Raw genomic sequence first — 20,800 nt, 5'->3', positions numbered from 1 at the left:
ATGACGAACCTGGCCATCGCGGCGAACGGGCTCCGCAAGTCCTACCGCGGCAAGAACGGCGACAAGGTCGTGCTCGACGGCATCGACCTGGCCGTCCCCGAAGGAACGATCTTCTCCCTGCTCGGCCCCAACGGCGCCGGCAAGACCACCACCGTCCAGATCCTGTCCACCCTGATCCCGGCCGACGGCGGCACCGTCCAGGTCGCCGGCCACGACCTGGCCCGCAAGCCCGACGACGTGCGCGGCGCGATCGGCGTCACCGGCCAGTACTCGGCCGTGGACAAGCTGCTGACCGGCGAGGAGAACCTGCTCCTCATGGCCGACCTCAGACACCTGTCCCGCCGGGACGGCCGGCGCCGGGCCGCCGAGCTGCTGGAGCGGTTCGACCTGGTCGAGGCCGCCGGGAAACCCGCCTCCACCTACTCCGGCGGCATGCAGCGCCGCCTGGACCTGGCCATGACCCTGGTCGGCGACCCCCGCCTGATCTTCCTGGACGAGCCCACCACCGGCCTGGACCCGCGCAGCCGCCGCTCCATGTGGCAGGTCGTCCGCGAGCTGGTCGCCGACGGCGTCACCATCTTCCTCACCACGCAGTACCTGGAGGAGGCCGACCAGCTCGCCGACCGCGTCGCGATGCTCGACCACGGCACGCTGATCGCCCAGGGCACCCCCGAAGAGCTCAAGCGGCTCATCCCCGGCGGGCACGTCAGCCTGCGCTTCGCCGACCAGCACCACGTCGACTCCGCCCTGCGCGCCCTGGGCACCGGCTTCCTCGACGGCGACGCCCTCACCCTGCAGATCCCCAGCGACGGCAGCGTCGGCTCCCTGCGCCGGATGCTCGCCCGCCTGGACGACCACTCCATCGACGTCGAGGAACTGTCGGTCCACACCCCCGACCTCGACGACGTCTTCCTCACCCTCACCGGCGACCCCAAGGACGCAGTTCGATGAGCACCCTCGCCCTGGCCGCGCGCGACTCGGCCACCATGACCCGCCGCCAGCTCAAGCGCCTGCTCCGCTACCCGTCCATGACCGTGCAGCTGGTCATCACGCCCGTCATCATCCTGCTGCTGTTCGTCTACGTCTTCGGCGGCACCCTCGGCAACGGGCTCGGCGGCGGCCGCGGCACCTACGTCAACTACGTCGTCCCCGGCATCCTGCTCATGGCCGCCGCCACCGCCGCGACCGGAACCGCCGTCATGGTCGCCACCGACATGACCGAGGGCGTCATCGCCCGCTTCCGCACCATGCGGATCTCCCGGGCGTCGGTCCTGACCGGCCACGTCGTCGGCAGCGTCGTCCAGCAGCTGCTCAGCCTCGCCTTCGTCGTCGGCATCGCGCTGGCCATCGGCTTCCGCCCCAACGCCACCGCCGTCGAATGGCTGGCCGCCGCCGGGATGCTCACCCTGTTCGTCGTGGCCGTCACCTGGCTGGCGGTCGCCCTCGGCCTGAGGTCCCCGACCCCCGAGGCCGCCAGCAACGCCCCGATGCCCCTGGTCTTCCTGCCCTTCCTCGGCAGCGGCTTCGTCCCCACCGACTCCATGCCCGCCGTCCTGCGCTGGTTCGCCGAGTACCAGCCCTTCACCCCGATCATGGAGACCGTCCGCGGCCTCCTGCTCGGCACCCCGATCGGCGACAGCGCCGCCATCGCCACCGCCTGGTGCGTCGGCATCGGCGCCGTCTCCTACCTCTGGGCCAAGAACACCTTCAACAAGGCGTGACCATGAACCGGTCGAACAGGGCCGTCGGACCGATCCGGTCCGGCGGCCCTGAGCCGTTCCACCCGGGTCCCGCGGGAACCGGCGCCCAGAGTCCTGTCAGGGAACCGGACGGCCACCGGCCGATGATCTCCCCCGAGCACGCCGAGCGGATCCGCCGCCGGCACGAACGGGCCCTCGCCGAGGAAGGGACCCGTTCCGACCGCACCTTCGACCACCTGGGCCTGACCCCGGTGGTGCCGTGTCCCACCTGCCCGGCGAGGCCGTCCTGGCGGAGGTCCGCCCCGGCGGGCCGGATGCTGATCTTCTTCGGGACCTCGGGCGACCTGCCCTACCCGCGATGGCCAGCGCGGGAGGCGGGCTCCCGGACGCGGACCGCCGCCCGCCGCGGCCTCGCCCGGGACGGCTGGACCGTCGACTGCTTCACCTTCCGGACGACCCGGCCGGCGCGCACGCCCTGAACGCCGCCAGCAGGTGCCGGATCGGCGGCGCGGGCGGGTCCGGCCGCACCGCCAGGAACGTCGTCAGGCGCGGCTCCGCCAGGGGGCGGACGGCCACCCGGGACGGCGCCGGGACCGGGGCGGCCTCGTAGAACACCGTCCAGGACGGCGGGCCCGCGGCGATCTCGGTGAGGGTCTCCTGGAGGCCGCGGAAGGGCGGGCCCGGCGTCGGCTCCAGCCCGGCCCGCCGGAACGCGCCCGTCACCAGGTCGTGGAACGGCGGGTTCGCCGCGCGGGGCGCGAGGCGCAGCGGCAGGTGCGCGAGGTCGGCGAGCGTCGGCCGGGACCCGGCGGCCCGGGGATGGCCGGCGGGGAGCGCCACCAGCAGCGGATCGTCCCAGACGGGCAGCAGTTCGAGGCCGGGGGCCTCCGGGCGGGCGCGCACCAGGGCCGCATCCAGCTCGCCGGTGCGCACGGCCGCGACGCGTTCGGCGGGCGGCAGGCGCACCAGCCGGACCTGGAGCCGGGGCGCGATCTCCGCCAGGGCGTCGAGCGTCCGGTAGAGGCGGTCGCCGGGGCCGCGCACCACGCCGAGACGCAGCACGCCCTGGTCGCCGGCGGCCAGCTCGGCGGCGGTCCGGTGGAGGCGCCCGGCCGCCGCCAGCACGGCGCGGGCGTCGGTGAGGAGGCGTTCACCGTCGCCGGTGAGCCGGACATGCCGGGTCGAGCGGTCGAACAGCCGCACGCCCAGCTCCCGTTCCAGCCGGCGGACCTGCTGGCTGACGGCGGACTGGACGATGCCGAGCCGCTCGGCGGCCCGGCCGAAGCCGCCCTCGTCGGCGACGGCCGCGAAGTACTCCAGCTGGCGCAGCTCCATGGGCGGCCCGTCCATCTCGATCGGAGATCACTGTCTTCGGCAACCGCCACTGGCTCCCCGCCTGTTCCCCGCGTGGAATGGAGACCGAAGGAGGGATGTGCGATGTCCGTTTCGGAGGATGCCGTGGTGGTGCTTCCCGGGGAGGCCGCCACGGCGCCGCTGGCGCACGGCGGGGCGTTCGAGCTGCTCGCCGACGGGGGCGCGGTCAGCGCCAACCGGCTCACCATGGGCGAGGGGGCCGACGGGGCCCGGCCGCACCGGCACCTGCGCTCCACGGAGCTGTTCCACGTGCTCGACGGGGTGATGGTGTTCCGGCTCGGGGACCGGGTGGTCGAGGTCGGCGCGGGCGGGCTGGTGGTGGTGCCGCCGGGCATGCCGCACGCGTTCGGGGCCGCGCCGGGCCGCACCGCGGAGGTGTTCGCGGTGCTGAGCCCGGGGATCGAGCGGTTCGGCTACTTCGAACGGCTGGCGGCGATCAGCCGGGGCGAGGCCTCGTTCGAGTCGCTGCTGCCCGAGCAGGAACGCTACGACGTCCACTTCGTGGACCTGCCCGGCTGGCGCGTCGCCCCGGGGGCCGGGGCGACGCGCTGAGGAGGGCCGGCTACTCGGCGGCGACCAGCTCGGCGATCTGGACCGCGTTGAGGGCCGCGCCCTTGCGGAGGTTGTCGCCGGAGGCGAACAGGGCCAGGCCGTTCTCGCGGGTCTCGTCGCGGCGGATGCGGCCCACGTAGGTGGGGTCCTGGCCGGCCGCCTGGAGCGGGGTCGGGATGTCGGTGAGGACCACGCCGGGCGCGTTGCTGAGCAGCTCGCTGGCGCGCTCGGGCGAGAGCGGGCGCTCGAACTCGGCGTTGATCTGCAGGGAGTGGCCGGTGAACACCGGGACGCGCACGCAGGTGCCCGACACCCTCAGGTCGGGGATGCCCAGGATCTTGCGGGACTCGTTGCGGAGCTTCTGCTCCTCGTCGGTCTCGGCCAGGCCGTCGTCCACGATGGAGCCCGCCATCGGGAGCACGTTGAACGCGATGGGCCGCGCGTACACCTGCGGCGAGGGGAACTCCACGGCCGAGCCGTCGTGGGTGAGCCGGTCGGCGTTCTCGACGACCTTGCGGGTCTGCTCGTGCAGCTCGGCGACGCCCGACAGGCCGCTGCCGGAGACCGCCTGGTAGGTCGCGACGACCAGGGACCGCAGCCCGGCCTCCTCGTGGAGGGGGCGCAGCACCGGCATGGCGGCCATGGTCGTGCAGTTCGGGTTGGCGATGATGCCCTTGGGGCGCCGGGTGGCGGCCTGCGGGTTGACCTCGGCGACGACCAGCGGGACGTCGGGGTCCATCCGCCAGCCGGAGGAGTTGTCGATCACGACGGCCCCGGCGGCGGCCACCCTGGGGGCCAGCTCCCTGGAGGTGGTCTTGCCCGCGGAGAACACGACGATGTCCAGGCCCGCGTAGTCGGCGGTCGCGGCGTCCTCGACGGTCACCTCGGCGTCGCCCCAGGCGATCCTGCGTCCCGCCGAGCGCGCCGAGGCGAACAGCCGCAGCTCGTCCACCGGGAACCCACGCTCGGCGAGGATCCTGAGCACCACCCCGCCGACCTGACCGGTGGCCCCGACGATCCCGATTCTCATGCCGCTCCTTGTGTTCATCGCTTGACCTGGGACAACGAGTCTGCCCAGGGGGTGGGAGGAGGTCCAGTTAATAACCGTGGACTCCGACTTTAAGCATCGCTACACGGTCGTCGGCACGCCGTTGTGCCCGTCACTGCCAAGGTACCGGGTGCCGCGCCCTCCCCTTGTGACCTTGTGACCGCCGTCCCGGCCCTGCCCCCAGGTCAGCGGTAGGCCGCGATCCCGGTGATCGCCTGTCCCAGGACCAGCGTGTGGATCTCCTGGGTGCCCTCGTAGGTCAGCACGCTCTCCAGGTTGTTCATGTGGCGGAGCACCGGATATTCGAGGGTGATGCCGTTCGCGCCGAGGATCGTCCGGGCCTGGCGGGCGACGTCCAGCGCGGCGCGGACGTTGGCCAGCTTGCCGAACGACACCTGCTGCGGCGTCACCCCGGACCCGTCCTTCAGGCGCCCGACGTGCAGCGCCACCAGCCCGGCCTGGCCGAGGGCGACCTCCATCCAGGCCAGCTTCTCCTGCGTGAGCTGGAACCCCCCGATCGGCCTGCCGAACTGCTCGCGCGTCCGCGCGTACTCCACCGCCGCCTCGTAGCAGGAACGGCCCGCGCCCACCGCGCCCCACAGGATGCCGTAGCGCGCCTCCGACAGGCAGCCCAGCGGGCCCTTCAGGCCGGTGACGTCCGGCAGGACCGCGTCGGCGGGCAGGCGGACGTCGTCCAGGACCAGTTCGGAGGTGACCGAGGCGCGCAGCGACAGCTTCCGGTGGATGTCGGAGGCCGTGAAGCCGGGGGTCCCGGCGGGCACCAGGAAGCCGCGGACGCCCTCGTCGGTGCGGGCCCACACGACCGCGACGTCGGCGACCGACCCGTTGGTGATCCACATCTTGGCGCCGGTCAGGATCCAGTCGGAGCCGTCGCGGCGGGCCCGGGTGCGCATGTCGCCGGGGTCGGAGCCGCGGTCGGGCTCGGTCAGGCCGAAGCAGCCGATCGCCTCGCCCGCCGCCATCCGCGGCAGCCACTCGTTCTTCTGCGCCTCCGACCCGTACCTGTGGATCGCGGCCATCGCCAGCGAGCCCTGCACCGACACGAAGCTGCGCAGCCCCGAGTCGGCGGCCTCCAGCTCCCGGCAGGCGACCCCGTAGGCGACCGCGCTCGCCCCGGCGCAGCCGTACCCCTCCAGATGCATGCCGAGCAGGCCCAGCTTGCCCAGCTCGGGGGCCAGCTCCCGGGCCGGGAAGGTCCCCTCCTCGAACCACCCGGCCACGTGCGGCGCGACCCTCTCGGCCGTGAACGCCCGCACGGTGTCGCGGATCATCCGTTCCTCGTCGGTGAGCTGGTCATCGACGCGCAGCACGTCCATGAGGGGTCCTTCCTTCCACCGGGGTCCGCCGTCAGGGTACGGCGGGGCCCGCCTCCGCCGCGGGTCCGGGGTCCGGTCAGGGACGGGTCAGGGCCGTTCCCCGATGCGGCCGCCGGTCCCCGTGGCGCACCATCGGGTCATGGACATGAACAAGGACATCGCCCCGACCGACCGCAAGCTGCGCCGCACCCGCGACGGCAAGATGATCGCCGGGGTGTGCGCCGGCGTCGGCCGCTACTTCGGCGTCGACCCCAACCTCGTCCGGCTCGGGCTGGGCGCGTTCACCTTCTTCGGCGGCGCCGGGATCGCGCTGTACGCGATCGCCTGGCTGGTGATGCCGGAGGACGGCGCCCCCGCCTCGGTCGGCGAGGACCTGCTGAAGAAGGCCGAGGAGTCGCCCGCCGTACAGGACATGATCACCAAGGCGAAGGTCAAGGCCAGGGAGGTCCACGAGAAGGCCACCAGCAAGACCGCCTGACCCCTCACGGGGCCGACGCGCGCCGATCCCCCGCGTACGACGACCGGCCGTTCGCCCGCGCCTCCTCCGAACGGCCGGGGGCCCGCACGGGGGCGGGCTCGGACCGGTCGCGGATCGCCGCGATCACCGCGCCGCGGACCTGGTTCCAGTTCACGGCGAGGATCGCCGCGGCCGACAGCCCCAGCGCGCCCGCCAGCGCCACCACCGTCTCGGGGCCGAGCCGCTGCGCCGCCGCCCCGGCCGCCAGGATCCCGCAGCCCTGACCGGCGAGGATGCCGGACTGGGCGAGCCCGAACGCCTGGGCGCGCCCCTCCGCCGGGACCTCCGCGACGAACGCCGCGTTCGCCGCGAGCTGGTAGGCGCTGCCGACCCCGGACAGCGCCCACAGCGCCAGCACCGCCCACAGCGGCGGATGCATGGCCGAGGCCACCAGCGGGGCGCACGCCAGCATCGCCATCCAGCCCATCGACCGGATCCGGTTGGTGGGCCGCACGAACCGGCTGTAGACGAACGCACCCAGCACCATCCCCGTGGGCATCGCCGACATCAGCAGCCCCACCGTCACGGGGCTGCCGTCGAACGTCGCCGCGTACGGCGCGGCCAACCCCTCGGGGACCACGTAGAACCCGCACAGCCACGCGAACGACACCAGCGCCCGCAGCGTCGGGTCGCCGAACACCAGCCGCGCCCCGTCGCGGGTGCCCCGCCACAGGCCGAGCGACTGGCGCCCGCGCCGCTTGGGGGCGGGCCGCCGCCGCGTCCCCGCCAGCAGGATCAGCGCCGACACTCCGAACGTCAGGGCGTTCAGCGCCAGCGCCCGGTGCTCGCCCACCGCCGCGATCACCGCGCCGCCCGCCACGAACCCGACCATCTGGCTGGCCTGGTGGGTGATGTTGTTGATCGCGGACCCGGCGACGTAGCGGTCGCCGTCCAGCACGTCCGGCAGCACCGCCGCCCGCGCCGCGCTGAACGGCGCGCCGAGCAGCACCGTGGCGAACACCAGCGCGCTCAGCGCCCACACCGACAGCCCCGGTACCGCCATCAGCCCGACCAGCGCGGCGCGCAGCACGTCGCACACCACCATCACGGTGCGGCGCGGGAACAGGTCGGCCAGCCCCGACAGCACCGGGCCGCCCACGATCGGCGGCAGGTAGGTCAGGGCGTAGGTGAGGGCGGTGAGCAGCGCCGAGCCGGTGTTGCTGTAGACGAGCACCGCCAGCGCGACCTGCGCCAGCTGGTCCCCGACGAACGACAGCGCCTGCGCCGCCCAGAGCGCGCGGAACTCCCCCACCGCGAACACCTCGCGGTAGGTGGCCTGGGCCTCCGGGGGACGCCGGTGCCGCCCGGTCTGCTTTTCCGCCACGCGCGCTCCAGTTCCGTCCGGCACTCGCCGGGCGACACTCCCATTAACTCACGCTGCGTGGTAGTTATGTGACCCAGAGTGGGCAATTGACGGACACCTTTGCCGTCCCGTGATCTGCCGGAACGCGCGGTATCGTCCCCGCGGGGACCGCCCCCCACCTCGCCGTTCGGGCGCCGCCGGACTCAATATCCGAGCTGGTGCAGCCGGTCGTCGTCGATTCCGAAATGATGCGCGATCTCGTGGACCACCGTGATCCGGACCTCCTCGACCACGTCTTCGGGGCTGTCGCAGATCTGCAACGTCTCGTTGCGGTAGATCGAAATGTGATCGGGCAGGACGCCCGCGTACCAGTCACCGCGCTCGGTGAGGGGTACGCCCTGATAAAGGCCGAGCAGACCGGGCTCGGGGGCGTCGTCCTCGACGACGATGACGACGTTGCGCATGAGTGCGGTCAGTTCGGGCGGGATGGTGTCGAGGGCCTCGGCCACCAGGTTCTCGAACGCGTCCCGCGACATATCGATCACGCCCACCATTGTGCGCGACCGAAGGAGGAATCGTGCCCGTCCGGACCTCCGTCCGGCTCCCGTCCGTCCTGACCGGGCCCCGCGCCCGCCGGACCGCCCGGATCCTCGCCGTGATCGCCGTCGGCCTGCTCGGCGGCATGATCGGCCTGCTGCTCGGCGGCCGTGTCGAGACCCCCGTGGGACCCACCGAGGTCTCCCTCCACCTGCGTCCCTCCTGGTCAGGCGGCACCACGGTGCAGATCCCCCCGCTGGGCGCGCTCCACATGGACACGCACGAGGGCCCGTTCCAGCTACGGGCCTCGGTCGCCGAACTGCACCCCGAGCCGGCCCGCAAGCTGATCGAGGACGGCACCGCCCTCGAAAAGATCACCGATCGGATCGCCACCGACCTGCGCCACGGGATCATCGTCCTGCTCCTGCGCGCGCTCGGCCTGGCGCTGGCGGCGTCGTTCCTGGCCGGGCTGCTGGTCTTCCGGTCCTGGCGGCGCGCCCTGCTCGGCCTCGGCTCGGCCATCGCCGCCGCGCTGGTGATCGCGCTGGTGACCTGGGCGACGTTCGACCCGCGTTCGATCGCGCAGCCCCGCTACACGGGCCTGCTGGCCAACGCGCCCCAGCTGGTCGGCGACACCCGCAACATCGTCGAGCGTTTCTCCGCCTACCGCGTCCAGCTCGCCCGCCTGGTCGGCAACGTCTCCAAGCTCTACTCCGCCACCTCGACCCTGCCGACCTACGAGCCGGACCCGTCCACGATCCGCGTCCTGCACGTCAGCGACATCCACCTCAACCCGGCCGCCTGGAACGTGATCCGTTCGGTCACCACCCAGTTCCAGGTCAACCTGATCATCGACACCGGCGACCTGGCCGACCACGGCAGCAAGCCCGAGGACCGCTTCGCCGACGACATCGGGACCCTGAAGGTCCCCTACGTCTACATCCGCGGCAACCACGACTCCCGGGGCACCCAGCGCGCGGTGGCCCGCCAGAAGAACGCCATCGTCCTCGACGACGCCATGCGCGAGGTCCAGGGCCTGCGGATCTACGGCATCGGCGACCCCCGCTTCACCCCCGACAAGACGACCCGCGACGACAACGTGGGCACCGACCAGCTCCGCGCGCTCGGCCGCACCCAGGCCGAGAGGCTGCGCGCCTCCGGCCAGACCCCCGACCTGATCGCCGTCCACGACCCGGCCCAGGCCGAGGGCTACTCCGGCCAGACCCCCCTGCTCCTGTCCGGCCACGCCCACAAGCGGACCACGAAGCTCCTGCCCACCGGGACCCGCCTGTTCGTCCAGGGCTCCACCGGAGGCGCGGGCCTGCGCGGCCTGGAGAACGAGCAGCCGACCCCCATCGAGCTGTCGGTCCTGTACTTCTCCCGCACGTCCCACCGCCTCCAGGGCTGGGACGACATCCGCCTGGGCGGCCTCGGCCTGACCTCCGCCCAGATCGAACGCCACCTGGAACCGTCCCCCGACCGCCCCATCACCCCGACCCCACAGACCCCACAGACTCCGCAGAGTCCGAGCACACCCCCCGCGACCAGCACCGCGACCCCGACCCCACGCGAAGGGGCATAACCGTTTGCACGTCGCCCCTGGTTGTCCCCTATGCTGGCCTAGTGAAGGGTTGCGACTTCAAGCCGTGACCCTGGGGCCCCCTTCGTCTAGCGGCCTAGGACGCCGCCCTTTCAAGGCGGTAGCGCCGGTTCGAATCCGGTAGGGGGTACAGCGAGCATGGGTCCGCGGGGGCCGTGATCATCACCGATCACGGCCCCCGCGGCCGTTTTCCGGGTGGCCGGACCGCCATCGTTTCCGTTGGTGCGGGAACGGGTTCAGTCTTCGTCCACCGGTCAGTGATCGAGAGTGACGGTTTCCGCGCGCTCTAGCGACGCGCGCTCAGCACAGACCGCCGACGGGCAGGTCCGCGAAAGCGGGCCTGCCCGTCGGCGTAACCCGGTGGGCTCCCCCGATCATCGGGGGAGATGTCACCAGACGCACACGAGAACGCCGACTCCGGTCAGCGCAGGGGTCGGGGGCGTTCTCCCGCGAACTTCTGAACGCGACCCGGGGGGACTTGGGGACGGCTGCCCGCGGACTCCTCAGCCCGTGGTCCAGAAAAATTGTCGTAGGCGAATCCCTGCCGATACAGGGCAGGCGGGTGCAGGCCCAGCTCGCGGCGCTGGGCGAACATCGTCGTCTTGGTCAGCTTGGGGCGGACCGGTGGCGGGAGCCCCGCCGTCCGGGAAGTCCGGTCGCGTTCGATCGCGTCGTCGGGATCGGCGCGCTACGTCGGCCGCCGGCGCGCGGTGGCGTTCTCAGGGGCCAGGCCGTCCGCGGACGGCAGGACCGGAGTGCGTCTCAGAGCTTTTCGAGCTTGGCGAAGGGAGTGGAGATCCGGACCTTCTGCGGCCCGAAGTCCACGAGCACGGCGGCCTCGTCGACGCCGATGACCATGCCCAGGCCGTACTTGTCGTGCGTGACGCGGTCGTTGACCTCGAAGCGCTCGACCGGCGGAGGCGGTGCCGGAGCCTTGAACGGGCTGGTGGGAAGGTGACGTTTTGTGACTGCACGGGAAGTTTTCATCAAGCCCAGTATGCGTTGTCTCGGGGTGTTGATAGGACTCGTGCGGCCAAGTAAGTGCGATCAAGTTCGCATGACTCGGCGGCGGTGTCCGCCGACGCGGCCGGAACCGGGTGTCGGCGGTGGACAGCGGTGCGGGTGGACAGACCTGGTCGGCGGCCACCTTTCGATGCGCTGACCTGGGCCAACACCACGTAGGCAACCGGGCGGTATGCAGGGTCTGTCGAGTCAGAACCTAGCGTGTACCTGTTAATACGAAGCCTACATACACCCCAACTTTTCCGCACCACCCCACGCCGACCCCGCGCTGATCCGGTGTTGGACCGGTCTCCCTGACCGTCGCGGTGAACGACGTTCTGGGGTGGAACCCCGGCCGGAACGGGTCCGGCACGATCGTCAGGGGACGCAGACCCGTCCTTCGGTCCGTTCCCCCCAGTCGCCGTCGACGAAGTAGGCCAGCCCGCCGTAGCAGTCGTTGGGGAAGTTCACCCAGCGTGCGCCCTCGATGGTCCCGGGCCTGCTGTAGGCGACGCCCGTCCATATGTCGCCGCCCAGATTGAGCACGTCGACGCCGATGACGACCTGGAGGCCCGCCGCCGGGCGGGGGCCGTCCGCCGGGCGGTGGGCCGCTCTCGCCCGAACGGTGACACGGGCCGCGCGGGACCGGTCCCACGGCCGCCGCGCCACGCTCGTCGGGACGGCGGACGTCGACGAAGGCGGGGATCTGATGCGCGACCGGAAATGGACCATCGCGGCGCTGGGCGGGCTCGTCCTCCTCGGAGCCTGCGGCGGGACGGAACAGCGGGCCGTGAGCCCGGCTTCGCCGGACACCCCCGTGACGCCGTCCGCCCGGCCGGACGGGGAGCGGCCGTACCTTCCCGTGCCTCCGCCGCTGGTGGCCCGGAACGGCACCGACCTGGCGGAGTGCCGGGACGGCGACTGCGAGGTCGTCGTGCAGGACGGTCAGCGCATCCCGCTGGACCCCGGGCTCGGCCCCCGCATCGACGTGCGGGGCGTCCACGGGACGGCCACCTTCACCGTGCGCACGCCGGGCGGCGCCGGGCTGTCCACCGTCGTCGAGGAGGAGGAAGGGAGCGGGACGTTCAGCGACGCGATCACCGTCATCGCCCGGAGGCTCCACGACAGGGCCGCGGTCGTGGCGGTGCGCCGCGCGTAGACCACCGCCGGGAGGCCGAGCGCGAGTGCCGGTATCAGGGGCCCGGCACTCGCGGTCGGCTGTGCCACGCCGCGCCACGAGCCCCCCGGTCGGTCACCTGGTGATCGGGCGGGCTCCGGAGAACGTCCTCGCGGTCCGCCGTTCAGCGGTTCGGGCGGGCCAGGCGCAGGATCGGGTCGAGCAGACCGGGGAAGCGGTCGTCCAGGTCGTCGACGCGGGGCCGGACCCGCCGGTGCCGGCCGTCGACGGCCATGCTGACCAGCCCGGCCTCGCGCAGGATCCGCCAGTGGTTGGACAGCGTCGACATCGGCACGTTCAGGCCGTCGGCGAGGACCGAGCAGGTCGAGTCGGGCTCGTCCCGGGCGCGCAGCATCAGCTCCAGGCGCACCGGGTCGCCCAGCGCGTGCAGCACCGACGCGAGCGTGAGCGACTCGCGGGCGGGCTGGGGGAGCTGTCGCATGCCTCGACGATATCCCACCCTCCAACGATCCGGGATTGTCGTGACCTTAATGTTCGACAGTTCGGGATTGTCGAACTAACGTGTGCCGGGACATCCGCGTCAGGAGAGGGATCTTGAGTTGGCCGCACACGAAGAGGCAACGAGAGCGGGATCGCCCGTGGTCACAGGCGTTCGACCGGGCCGGGCGGGGCTGCTCGCGGTGGCCTGCCTGGGGCAGTTCATGGTGCTGCTCGACAGCACGATCGTCGGCGCGGCGCTGCCCGACATGCAGCAACGGCTGCACACGCGGTTGAGCGGGCTGCAATGGATCGTCGACGCCTACGTGCTGCTGGTCGCCATGCTGCTGCTGTCCGGCGGCGTCTTCGCCGACCGCTTCGGCCGCCGGAAGGTGTTCCTGGCCGGCGTCGCGGTGTTCACCGCCGCGTCCGTGCTGTGCGCGGTCGCGCCCTCGATCGGCTGGCTGGTCGCCGGACGGGTGCTCCAGGGCGTCGGGGCCGCGGCGCTGAGCCCCGCCTCGCTGGCCCTGCTCGCCGCCGCGTACCCCGTTCCGCAGGAACGCGTCAGGGCCATCGGGCTGTGGGCCGGGTTCAGCGGGATCGGCCTGGCCGCCGGGCCACCGGCCGGCGGCATCCTGGTGGACGCCTTCGGCTGGCCCGCCATCTTCCTCGTCAACGCGCCCATCGGCGCGGTCCTGCTGCTGGTCGGCCTGCGCGTCCTCGGCGAGTCCCGCAACCCGAACGCGCCGGCGATCGACGTCCCGGGGACGGTCCTGTCCGTGCTGGGCGTGGGGGCGCTGACCTACGGGCTGATCGAGGGCGGGTCCCGGGGCTGGACCTCGCCGGTGATCCTGGGCGGCTTCGCCGCCGCGGTGGCGATCCTCGCCGTCTTCGTCGTCGTCGAAGGACGCGGCGCGACGCCGATGCTGCCGCTGCGGCTGTTCCGGCAGCGGCTGTTCACGGTGTCCAACACGGCGATGGTCGTGGTGGGTTTCGCGCTCATGGGGTCGTCCTTCTTCTTCTCCCAGTTCTTCGTGTACGTCCAGGGCAGCTCGATCCTGCGCGCCGGGCTGCAGACCCTGCCCGCCTCCCTCGCCATGGTGGTCGTCAGCCCGTACGCGGGCCGGTTCGCCGCCAGGTACGGCTTCCGGATCGTGGTCACCGCCGGACTGGCGCTGGCCGGGCTGGGGCTGCTGGCACTGGGCCTGGTGCACGCGGACACCGGCTACGGGAACGTGTGGTGGCGGCTGGCGGTCGTCGGCATCGGTTTCGCCCTGACCATGTCCCCGCTGACCGGCGCCGCCATCCAGGCGGTCAGCGCGCAGGAGGGGGGCCTTGCCTCGGGCGTGAGCAGCACCAGCCGGCAGATCGGCGCGGTGCTGGGCGTGGCGGTGCTCGGCGCCGTCGTCCGCACCCGCGAGGCCGGCGGCGCCTCCTTCGAGGCCGGCCTCAACAGCGCCTTCCTCACGGCCGGCGCCGTCACCCTGGCCGGCGCCGCGTTCACCGGCCTGTGGCTGGCAAGGCCCAGCCCGGCGAACGCCCCCGCGCCGTCCACGACCACGACCCGCTCCCGCCCTTGAGCGCCCCCAACACCAGCCTGAGATTCGCCCCCCCTGCCGGGGTGGCGGCGTCCGGGGCGTCGAGGTCGGTTCCGCCAGCACAGGTGGCCGCGCTGGAGTCTGGTCGCGTGGTCGATGTCCCACCCCTCCCCGCGGTCCGGGCCGTCCCGCTGGGACGGGTATCGCCCCAGGTCAGCGGGCGGGACGTCCCGCCGGGTCCCGGGGGGCGCCCGGACTCTGTCGGGCCGGGGGCGGGGGCTGGTCGGATCGGTGGCGGCGGCACCCCCGCCGCCGCTCCCGACCACCTTCCCGAAGGAGTTCCGTGCCTACTGCACTGACGTCCCGGGCCGCTCTGCTGGGCCTGGCCACCGCCGCCACCCTGACCCTGGGCCCGGCCCTGCCCGCCGCCCAGGCCCGCACCGCCTCACCGGCCCCCTCCCCCGCCGCCACGCTCGACGCCGCGGCCCCCGACACGGCCGTCGCCACGTTGCTGGGCTCCCCGACCGGGGTCAAGGCCAAGGGCGAGTGCGCCCGCTGGAAGAAGAACTACGCCAAGACGCTGCAGGTGCGGCCGTGCCTGAAGAAGAAGAACGGCCGGTACCAGCCCCAGGGCGCCTGGCAGAACCTGACCAACAAGAAGATCACCGTCCGGTGGATCCTGCGGTACAAGACCACCCGGTACGGCGAGTGGAAGATCTGCAAGCAGGGCAAGGGTCCGCTCAAGCCCAAGCAGCACTGGGTCACCTGGTGCGGCTGGTACAAGAAGGTCTACGACGTCCGCACCACCGGCACCGTGGTCAAGCGCTGACCCGTCCCTGCGCCGGTCAGGGGTGAAGGGCCCGGCGCAGGGCTTCGGCCAGGATCTCGCCGAAGGGCTGCGGGTCGGTGCTGTCGAGCCAGTGCCGGCCCGCCACCCGGACGGCTCCCGCCAGCGGTTCCCCGGCGGGCCGGGCGCTCAGCGCGTGGCGTGGTGGTGGAGAAGGTCCGCAACCTGACCCCGGGCCAGGGCCTCAACGCCGCCACCGGCGAGTACGTCGACATGTTCGAGGCGGGCATCATCGACCCGGCCAAGGTGGCGCGCTTCGCCCTCCAGAACGCCGCCCCGGCCCCTCCGTCAAGGAGGCCGGGGCGGCGCCGGTCGCCTCTCAGGAGGGCGCGTCGGTGGGGGAGGAGGTGGCCTGCTTGAGGATCTCGTCGATGTCGATCTCGCCGAGGACGGCGTCAAAACGGGTGATGAGCGACAGCAGGAAGCGCCGCACGGCCGGCTCGTCGGCCTCGTCGACCACGTCGTACAGCTCCCAGAAGTAGGGCCGCATGCGCTCGGCGGTCATCGCGACCAGGCCGCGGCCGGTCTCGGTGATGTGCAGCCGGACCACGCGGCGGTCGTGTTCGTCGCGGCGGCGTTCGACATGCCCGTAGCGCGCCAGGGTGTCGGCGACGGTGGTGAGGGTGGCCGGGCTGACCATCAGCGTTCTGGCCAGGTCGCTGGGGCGCTGCCCGTCCCTGCCGTCGAGCGCGCGCAGCACCAGGAAACCGCTGGGGCTGACCCCGGTGTGCTCGACCAGTTTGGCGAACACCGGGCCCGACTTCTGGGCGGCCAGCGCGAACAGCCGTCCGATGGGCCACTGCGCCACGGGACCGAGTTCGTCCAGGTCACCGAAGCCGAGATCGCGCAACTCCATGCCCCTCTTCTTAGCCTTCTGATTTTTAGCTGTCAATTCTTTAGGCATCTAAGCAATTCCGGGCGAAATCCCCGTCCTGCCCGGTCAAGCCCGTCCGGCCGCACGTTCATGATCACTTTTGGGGTTCTTAAGGAGGTCTTAGGACGCTCGTCGTTACCGTCCTGACGGTGATCGTGGCCGTCGGACGTTCCGGCGGTCCTCCCCCTACGACACTTCGGAGGCCTCGCATGCGCAGGTTCGTCGCCTATCCGCTCGCCGCCGTCGCGGCCGCCGGGTCGACGCTGGTCGTCGCGTCCCCGGCGTCCGCGCACGGCTACGTCTCCTCGCCACCGAGCCGGCAGGCGCTGTGCGCGCAGCGCGCCGTGCCGGACTGCGGCCCCATCCAGTTCGAGCCGCAGAGCGTGGAGGGCCCCAAGGGGCTGCGCAACTGCCACGCGAACCTCGGCCAGTTCGCCGTCTTGTCCGACGAGAGCCGCAACTGGCCGGCGAAGGCCGTCGGCACCAAGGTGACCTTCAAGTGGGCGCTCACCGCGCGGCACCGCACCAGCTCCTGGGAGTACTTCGTCGGCGGCACCCGCGTCGCCGTCTTCAACGACGGCAACCGCCAGCCCGAGGCGGTCGTGACGCACGAGGTCGATCTCGGCAAGTTCCCGGGGCGGCGCACCGTCCTCGCGGTGTGGAACATCGGCGACACCCCGATGGCGTTCTACAACTGCGTCGACCTGAACGTCGGCGGCGGCTCCGACCCCAAGCCCACGACCCCGCCCACCACCCCGGCCCCCCAGCCCACGCCGACGACGTCGCCGACCTCCACCCCGACCACCCGGCCGACCGCCCAGCCGACGCCGACCGGCACCTCCGGGACGGGGCGGCGGTGGGAGGCGGGCGTGACGTACCGCATCGGCGACGAGGTCACCCACGACGGCGTCCGGTACCGCTGCCGCCAGTCCCACACGGCGATCCGCAGCTGGGAGCCGCCGTTCACGCTGGCCCTGTGGCTGCCGCTGTGAGCCCCCGCCTCGGACGCCGCACCGTGGCGCTGGCGGCGCTGGCCCCCCTGCTGCTGACGGCGTGCGGTACCGGGGCCGGCACGCCGAAGGCCGGGCACGGGCACGGGCGCCCCGCCGCCAACGCGGCGGCCGCGTCGGGTCACAACGACGCCGACGTGATGTTCCTGCAGATGATGATCGAGCATCACCGGCAGGGCCTGGAGATGGCCCGGCTGGCCGCCGGCCGGGCGCCGCGCGAGGAGGTGCGCAGGCTGGCCGCGGCCGTCGCGGCGACGCAGGCCGACGAGGTGCGGACGATGCGCTCCTGGCTCACCCGCTGGTCCGAGCCGACCACGGTCGACCACGCGCCGGGCGCGCACGCCGACCACGGTGGCATGCCCGCCACCGGGGAGAAGGAGATCCGCGCCCTGCGCGGTGCGAAGGGCGCCGAGTTCGAGAACGCGTTCCTCAGCCTCTTCCTCGCCCACCAGCACAACGCGGTGAAGATGGCCCGGACGGAGACGAGCAAGGGCGGCGACGCCGAGACCAAGGCGTTCGCCCAGCGCGTCGTGGAGTCGCGGTCCGACCAGATCCGGCAGATGCTCGGGCTCCTCAACGCCTGAGCCGTCCAGGGCGGGCGTCGGCGCGATCCGTGCCGACGCCCGCGCCGCCGATCACGGGATGAACGGCTCACCCCGCCGAACGCCGCCCGGGCCGCCGCCTCCAGCCGTCCGGCACGGGCAGGTCGGAGGGGCTCAGACGTTCACGACCACCGAACGTGGTGGAGGACCTGGAGGCCATCGGGTCCGTCCCGTCCTTCCTGGACACGCCCCGACGGTGCGTCTCCCTGTGCCGACCAGGCTTCCCGGCTCACCCGGAAGGGACGGCAGCGCGCCCCGAACGGAAGATCAACTCATGCGGCCCGGAGGGTAGCGCCCCCGAAGGCGGGGACACCCTGATGGTCACGGTCGGTGAATCGCCGTGCGGACGCGAGCGCGGATAGCATGCACCGTTCTGTCGGCCACGGGGGAGTAAAGGTGAGAACGGGTGAGTAGCACCGAGGTCCAGCCTTCGAGCGGTTCGTCGGTGCGGCGCTGGCTGTTGCAGGGACTGCAGCACCGACCCGGTCGCAGGACGGGGCCGCACCGGCGTCCGGTGCCCTCGCACGAGGACGTGCCGCACAAGCAGCACCGCTGGTGGCAGGTGATGTGCCTCACCGGCGTCGACTACTTCTCCACCCTGGGCTACCAGCCGGGCATCGCCGCGCTCGCGGCGGGCGCGCTCAGCCCGGTCGCGACGCTGATGCTGGTGGCGCTCACGCTGTTCGGGGCGCTGCCGGTGTACCGGTCGGTGGCCGGGCAGAGCCCGCACGGGCTCGGGTCGCTGTCGATGCTGGAGAGCCTGCTGCCCGGCTGGCGCGGCAAGCTGCTGGTGCTGGGGCTGCTCGGGTTCGTGGCGACCGCGTTCATCGTGACGATCACCATGTCGGCGGCCGACGCCACCGCGCACCTGCTGCACAACCCGTTCGTCCCGCACTGGATGGACGGCTGGCAGGTCGCGGTCACGCTGGTGCTGATCGCGGCGCTGGGCGCGGTGTTCCTCGTCGGGTTCAGCGAGGCGATCTCGATCGCGGTGGTGCTGGTCGCGGTCTACCTGTCGCTGAACGTCGTGGTCGTCGGCACGGCCATCGCCCAGGTGGTCTCCGATCCGGGGCAGGTGACCGACTGGCGGAACGCGCTGCGCGTCGACTACGCCAGCCCCGTCGCGATGCTCGCCGCGTCGCTGCTGGTGATGCCCAAGCTCGCGCTCGGCATGTCCGGGTTCGAGACCGGTGTGGCCGTGATGCCGCTGGTCAGGGGCGACCTCCAGGAACGGATCCGGGGCGCGCGCAAGCTGCTCACCACCGCCGCCCTGATCATGAGCGTGTTCCTGATCACCTCCAGCTTCGCGACCACCGTGCTGATCCCCGAAAAGGAGTTCGAGGAGGGCGGCAAGGCCAACGGCCGCGCCCTGGCCTACATCGCGCACGAGTACCTGGGCGACTGGTTCGGCACCGCCTACGACGTCGCCACGATCGCGATCCTGTGGTTCGCGGGGGCCTCGGCGATGGCCGGGCTGATCAACATCGTGCCGCGCTACCTGCCCCGCTACGGCATGGCCCCGGACTGGTCCCGCGCCACCCGCCCGATGGTGCTGATCTTCACGGCGGTGTCGTTCGCGATCACGTTCCTGTTCGGCGCCGAGGTCGAGGCGCAGGGCGGCGCGTACGCGACCGGCGTGCTGGCGCTGATCCTGTCGGCGGCGGTCGCGGCGACGCTGTCGGCGTGGAAGCGGGGACGGCGCGGGGCCGCGTTCGGCTTCGGGACCATCATGGCGATCCTCGCCTACGCCACCGTCGCCAACATCGTCGAACGCCCCGACGGCCTGGTCATCGCGGTCCTGTTCTGCGTCGCGATCGTGGTGACCTCGCTGGTCTCCCGCGCGACCCGCTCCACCGAGCTGCGCGTCACCGGGGTGACGATCTCCGACGAGGTGCGGCGCTGGCTGTGCGAGGCCGGCGAGATCCGCATCATCGCCAACGAGCCCGACGACCGCGACCAGACCGAGTACGTCGACAAGGCGCGCGAGGCGTGGGAGCTGCACCGGCTGCGCAGCGCCGAGACCCTGCTGTTCCTGGAGATCACCGTCGGCGACGCCTCGGAGTTCGAGTCGGAGATCAGGGTGACCGGGGAGGAACGGCACGGCTACCGCATCCTGCGCGCCGAGAGCCCCAGCGTCGCCAACGCCATCGCCGCGATCCTGCTGGAACTGCGCGACGAGACCGGCAGGCTCCCGCACGTCTACTTCCACTGGGCCGAGGGCAACCCGGTCGGCGCGCTGCTGCGTTACCTGGTGTTCGGCGGCGGCGACGTGCCGCCGCTGACCCGCGAGATCCTCCGCCAGGCCGAGCCGGACACCGAGCGCCGTCCGCTCGTCCACGTGGGCTGACCCCCGTTCGGGGGTGGACGGCGTAAGGGCGCACTTGCATGATGGGGTGCGCCCTTACCCGTCTGACCTGCGAGGACACCGTCCATGAGCCTGACCCCGGAGGAGCGCCTGCACGCGTTCCTGGCCGAGTACGCCGCGCCCGACGCCCGCGCCGCGACCCTGATGTGCGACCGGCACCCCGCCGACGCGGTGGCGTTCACGCTGGTGGAGCCGGACCTGTCGAGCCGCGAGGTGACCTTCGGGGAGCTGCGCGAACGCTCCGAACGCCTCGCCGGGGCCCTGCGGGCGCTCGGCGTCGGCCCCGGCGACCGGGTCGCGACGCTGATGGGCAAGTCCGCGGAGCTCGTCGTCACGCTGCTGGCGATCTGGCGGCTCGGCGCGGTGCAGGTGCCGCTGTTCACGGCGTTCGCGCCGCCCGCCATCGCCATGCGGATCACCGGCAACGGCACCCGGGTCGTGGTCGCCGACGCCGACCAGCGGGCCAAGCTGGAGCCGGGCGAGGCGATCCCCGCCGACGCCCCCTGGCGGGTGATCACCGTCGGGGAGGAGTTCGACGCCCTGCTCCGCGACGCCGCGCCCGTCACCGAACCGGCCGTGACCGGCGGCGACGGCGTCCTGGTCGAGCTGTACACCTCCGGGACGACCGGCACGCCCAAGGGCGTCCCGATCCCCCTGCGCTCCATGGCGTCGATGCGGATGTACGTCGAGTACGCCCTCGGGTGCGAGCCCGACGACGTGTACTGGAACGCCGCCGACCCCGGCTGGGCGTACGGCCTGTACTTCGCGGTCATCACCCCGTTGATCATGGGGCGGACCAGCCTGCTGCTGCGCGCCCCGTTCTCCCCCGAGCTGACCTGGCGGGCGCTGGAGCGGTTCGGGGTCACGAACTTCTCGGCCGCCCCGACCGTCTACCGCGCCCTGCGCAACTCCGGGACCGTCCCGGCGGGGCTGCGGCTGCGCCGCTGCTCCTCGGCGGGCGAGCCGCTGACGCCCGACG

At 72.6% G+C, this 20,800-nt stretch carries 22 protein-coding genes and 1 tRNA gene; 14 read left to right on the top strand and 9 right to left on the bottom strand.

Translation table 11 applies throughout. The features are described from left to right. The 3 genes from AKI01S_RS35775 (at window position 1) to AKI01S_RS52575 (ending at window position 2,179) form a co-directional block, all read left to right on the top strand. Window positions 1-951 (top strand): ATP-binding cassette domain-containing protein, encoded by a 951-nt coding sequence (locus AKI01S_RS35775; RefSeq protein ID WP_067828159.1) that lies wholly within the window; start codon window positions 1-3, stop codon window positions 949-951. Continuing rightward, window positions 948-1,721: an ABC transporter permease gene (locus tag AKI01S_RS35770; protein ID WP_067828156.1), complete on the top strand. Its 774-nt coding sequence runs from the start codon at window positions 948-950 to the stop codon at window positions 1,719-1,721. Before AKI01S_RS35775 ends, AKI01S_RS35770 begins: the two co-directional genes overlap by 4 nt. Before the next feature lie 122 nt (window positions 1,722-1,843). Next, the gene (locus AKI01S_RS52575; protein ID WP_174567443.1) at window positions 1,844-2,179 is read left to right on the top strand and encodes a hypothetical protein; all 336 of its coding nucleotides are present in this window, start codon (window positions 1,844-1,846) and stop codon (window positions 2,177-2,179) included. Here the strand turns inward: AKI01S_RS52575 and AKI01S_RS35760 are convergent. Next, window positions 2,142-3,035, bottom strand: a complete 894-nt coding sequence (locus AKI01S_RS35760; RefSeq protein ID WP_067828205.1) for a LysR family transcriptional regulator — start codon at window positions 3,033-3,035, stop codon at window positions 2,142-2,144. The two genes, AKI01S_RS52575 and AKI01S_RS35760, sit on opposite strands and share 38 nt — an antisense overlap. A 102-nt stretch (window positions 3,036-3,137) precedes the next feature. On the opposite strand from AKI01S_RS35760, the gene AKI01S_RS35755 reads away from it, so the two are divergent. Next, entirely contained in the window at window positions 3,138-3,626 is a 489-nt protein-coding gene (locus AKI01S_RS35755; protein ID WP_067828150.1) for a cupin domain-containing protein, read from the top strand. A 10-nt stretch (window positions 3,627-3,636) separates the two neighbouring features. On the opposite strand, the gene AKI01S_RS35750 is transcribed toward AKI01S_RS35755, so the two are convergent. Further along, on the bottom strand, window positions 3,637-4,656 hold the full coding sequence (locus tag AKI01S_RS35750; protein ID WP_067828147.1) for an aspartate-semialdehyde dehydrogenase: 1,020 nt from the start codon (window positions 4,654-4,656) through the stop codon (window positions 3,637-3,639). 203 nt (window positions 4,657-4,859) lie between these two features. Continuing rightward, window positions 4,860-6,011, bottom strand: coding sequence for an acyl-CoA dehydrogenase family protein (locus AKI01S_RS35745; protein WP_067828144.1), 1,152 nt, complete (start codon window positions 6,009-6,011; stop codon window positions 4,860-4,862). Window positions 6,012-6,150: 139 nt separating this feature from the next. On the opposite strand from AKI01S_RS35745, the gene AKI01S_RS35740 reads away from it, so the two are divergent. Then, the gene (locus AKI01S_RS35740) at window positions 6,151-6,489 is read left to right on the top strand and encodes a PspC domain-containing protein (RefSeq protein WP_067828202.1); all 339 of its coding nucleotides are present in this window, start codon (window positions 6,151-6,153) and stop codon (window positions 6,487-6,489) included. Between the two features lie 4 nt (window positions 6,490-6,493). Here AKI01S_RS35740 and AKI01S_RS35735 read toward each other — a convergent pair whose 3' ends face one another. Both AKI01S_RS35735 and AKI01S_RS35730 read right to left on the bottom strand, forming a co-directional pair. Next, window positions 6,494-7,852: an MFS transporter gene (locus AKI01S_RS35735; protein ID WP_084000581.1), complete on the bottom strand. Its 1,359-nt coding sequence runs from the start codon at window positions 7,850-7,852 to the stop codon at window positions 6,494-6,496. A gap of 182 nt (window positions 7,853-8,034) precedes the next feature. After that, the gene (locus AKI01S_RS35730; RefSeq protein WP_084000580.1) at window positions 8,035-8,385 is read right to left on the bottom strand and encodes a metallopeptidase family protein; all 351 of its coding nucleotides are present in this window, start codon (window positions 8,383-8,385) and stop codon (window positions 8,035-8,037) included. Between the two features lie 23 nt (window positions 8,386-8,408). Here AKI01S_RS35730 and AKI01S_RS35725 point away from each other — a divergent pair, with 23 nt between their 5' ends. Together AKI01S_RS35725 and AKI01S_RS35720 are read left to right on the top strand one after the other, a co-directional pair. Beyond that, a complete protein-coding gene (locus tag AKI01S_RS35725) occupies window positions 8,409-9,950 on the top strand; it encodes a metallophosphoesterase family protein (RefSeq protein WP_245681918.1) in 1,542 nt (513 codons plus the stop codon). Between the two features lie 75 nt (window positions 9,951-10,025). Further along, window positions 10,026-10,098: transfer RNA gene (locus tag AKI01S_RS35720), tRNA-Glu, on the top strand. 632 nt (window positions 10,099-10,730) lie between these two features. Here AKI01S_RS35720 and AKI01S_RS49725 read toward each other — a convergent pair. Together AKI01S_RS49725 and AKI01S_RS35715 are read right to left on the bottom strand one after the other, a co-directional pair. Further along, window positions 10,731-10,955, bottom strand: a complete 225-nt coding sequence (locus AKI01S_RS49725) for a hypothetical protein (RefSeq protein ID WP_084000584.1) — start codon at window positions 10,953-10,955, stop codon at window positions 10,731-10,733. A 393-nt stretch (window positions 10,956-11,348) separates the two neighbouring features. Beyond that, complete coding sequence (locus AKI01S_RS35715) at window positions 11,349-11,639, bottom strand: hypothetical protein (RefSeq protein WP_067828142.1); 291 nt, start codon at window positions 11,637-11,639, stop codon at window positions 11,349-11,351. A gap of 40 nt (window positions 11,640-11,679) precedes the next feature. Here AKI01S_RS35715 and AKI01S_RS35710 point away from each other — a divergent pair, with 40 nt between their 5' ends. Further along, entirely contained in the window at window positions 11,680-12,129 is a 450-nt protein-coding gene (locus tag AKI01S_RS35710; RefSeq protein WP_157420391.1) for a hypothetical protein, read from the top strand. Window positions 12,130-12,271: 142 nt separating this feature from the next. Here the strand turns inward: AKI01S_RS35710 and AKI01S_RS35705 are convergent, their stop codons facing one another. Beyond that, window positions 12,272-12,589 (bottom strand): ArsR/SmtB family transcription factor, encoded by a 318-nt coding sequence (locus AKI01S_RS35705; protein WP_067828137.1) that lies wholly within the window; start codon window positions 12,587-12,589, stop codon window positions 12,272-12,274. A gap of 157 nt (window positions 12,590-12,746) precedes the next feature. Here AKI01S_RS35705 and AKI01S_RS35700 point away from each other — a divergent pair, with 157 nt between their 5' ends. Together AKI01S_RS35700 and AKI01S_RS35695 are read left to right on the top strand one after the other, a co-directional pair. Next, the gene (locus AKI01S_RS35700; protein ID WP_157420390.1) at window positions 12,747-14,165 is read left to right on the top strand and encodes a DHA2 family efflux MFS transporter permease subunit; all 1,419 of its coding nucleotides are present in this window, start codon (window positions 12,747-12,749) and stop codon (window positions 14,163-14,165) included. Window positions 14,166-14,466: 301 nt separating this feature from the next. Continuing rightward, complete coding sequence (locus AKI01S_RS35695; protein ID WP_067828134.1) at window positions 14,467-14,952, top strand: hypothetical protein; 486 nt, start codon at window positions 14,467-14,469, stop codon at window positions 14,950-14,952. A gap of 337 nt (window positions 14,953-15,289) precedes the next feature. Here AKI01S_RS35695 and AKI01S_RS35690 read toward each other — a convergent pair whose 3' ends face one another. Continuing rightward, entirely contained in the window at window positions 15,290-15,826 is a 537-nt protein-coding gene (locus tag AKI01S_RS35690; RefSeq protein ID WP_067828128.1) for a MarR family winged helix-turn-helix transcriptional regulator, read from the bottom strand. 227 nt (window positions 15,827-16,053) lie between these two features. Between AKI01S_RS35690 and AKI01S_RS35685 the strand changes: the two genes are divergently transcribed. From AKI01S_RS35685 to AKI01S_RS35670, 4 genes are all read left to right on the top strand, one after another. Continuing rightward, complete coding sequence (locus tag AKI01S_RS35685) at window positions 16,054-16,836, top strand: lytic polysaccharide monooxygenase (protein ID WP_067828125.1); 783 nt, start codon at window positions 16,054-16,056, stop codon at window positions 16,834-16,836. Beyond that, window positions 16,821-17,438, top strand: a complete 618-nt coding sequence (locus tag AKI01S_RS35680) for a DUF305 domain-containing protein (RefSeq protein ID WP_218009944.1) — start codon at window positions 16,821-16,823, stop codon at window positions 17,436-17,438. Before AKI01S_RS35685 ends, AKI01S_RS35680 begins: the two co-directional genes overlap by 16 nt. 424 nt (window positions 17,439-17,862) lie before the next feature. Next, window positions 17,863-19,803 carry an APC family permease gene (locus AKI01S_RS35675; RefSeq protein WP_067828122.1) on the top strand — a complete coding sequence of 647 codons (1,941 nt, stop codon included), beginning with the start codon at window positions 17,863-17,865 and terminating at the stop codon, window positions 19,801-19,803. 84 nt (window positions 19,804-19,887) lie between these two features. After that, on the top strand, window positions 19,888-20,800 hold a 913-nt coding region (locus AKI01S_RS35670), incomplete at its 3' end, for an AMP-binding protein (RefSeq protein ID WP_067828117.1).

Origin of the sequence: Actinomadura kijaniata NBRC 14229, assembly GCF_001552175.1 — a bacterium.
Classification (GTDB): domain Bacteria; phylum Actinomycetota; class Actinomycetes; order Streptosporangiales; family Streptosporangiaceae; genus Spirillospora; species Spirillospora kijaniata.
The sequence above is the reverse complement of the archived record's forward strand: the minus strand, read 5'-3'. Positions and strand labels throughout refer to the sequence as shown.

Bases quoted from the DNA above. Each gene is read 5' to 3' on its own strand.
- AKI01S_RS35745 (WP_067828144.1), bottom strand. From the start codon at position 6,011: ATGGACGTGCTGCGCGTCGATGACCAGCTCACCGACGAGGAACGGATG.
- AKI01S_RS35740 (WP_067828202.1), top strand. From the start codon at position 6,151: ATGGACATGAACAAGGACATCGCCCCGACCGACCGCAAGCTGCGCCGC.
- AKI01S_RS35775 (WP_067828159.1), top strand. From the start codon at position 1: ATGACGAACCTGGCCATCGCGGCGAACGGGCTCCGCAAGTCCTACCGC.
- AKI01S_RS35730 (WP_084000580.1), bottom strand. From the start codon at position 8,385: ATGGTGGGCGTGATCGATATGTCGCGGGACGCGTTCGAGAACCTGGTG.
- AKI01S_RS35760 (WP_067828205.1), bottom strand. From the start codon at position 3,035: ATGGAGCTGCGCCAGCTGGAGTACTTCGCGGCCGTCGCCGACGAGGGC.
- AKI01S_RS52575 (WP_174567443.1), top strand. From the start codon at position 1,844: ATGATCTCCCCCGAGCACGCCGAGCGGATCCGCCGCCGGCACGAACGG.
- AKI01S_RS49725 (WP_084000584.1), bottom strand. From the start codon at position 10,955: ATGAAAACTTCCCGTGCAGTCACAAAACGTCACCTTCCCACCAGCCCG.
- AKI01S_RS35690 (WP_067828128.1), bottom strand. From the start codon at position 15,826: ATGGAGTTGCGCGATCTCGGCTTCGGTGACCTGGACGAACTCGGTCCC.
- AKI01S_RS35755 (WP_067828150.1), top strand. From the start codon at position 3,138: ATGTCCGTTTCGGAGGATGCCGTGGTGGTGCTTCCCGGGGAGGCCGCC.
- AKI01S_RS35705 (WP_067828137.1), bottom strand. From the start codon at position 12,589: ATGCGACAGCTCCCCCAGCCCGCCCGCGAGTCGCTCACGCTCGCGTCG.
- AKI01S_RS35770 (WP_067828156.1), top strand. From the start codon at position 948: ATGAGCACCCTCGCCCTGGCCGCGCGCGACTCGGCCACCATGACCCGC.
- AKI01S_RS35750 (WP_067828147.1), bottom strand. From the start codon at position 4,656: ATGAGAATCGGGATCGTCGGGGCCACCGGTCAGGTCGGCGGGGTGGTG.
- AKI01S_RS35710 (WP_157420391.1), top strand. From the start codon at position 11,680: ATGCGCGACCGGAAATGGACCATCGCGGCGCTGGGCGGGCTCGTCCTC.
- AKI01S_RS35685 (WP_067828125.1), top strand. From the start codon at position 16,054: ATGCGCAGGTTCGTCGCCTATCCGCTCGCCGCCGTCGCGGCCGCCGGG.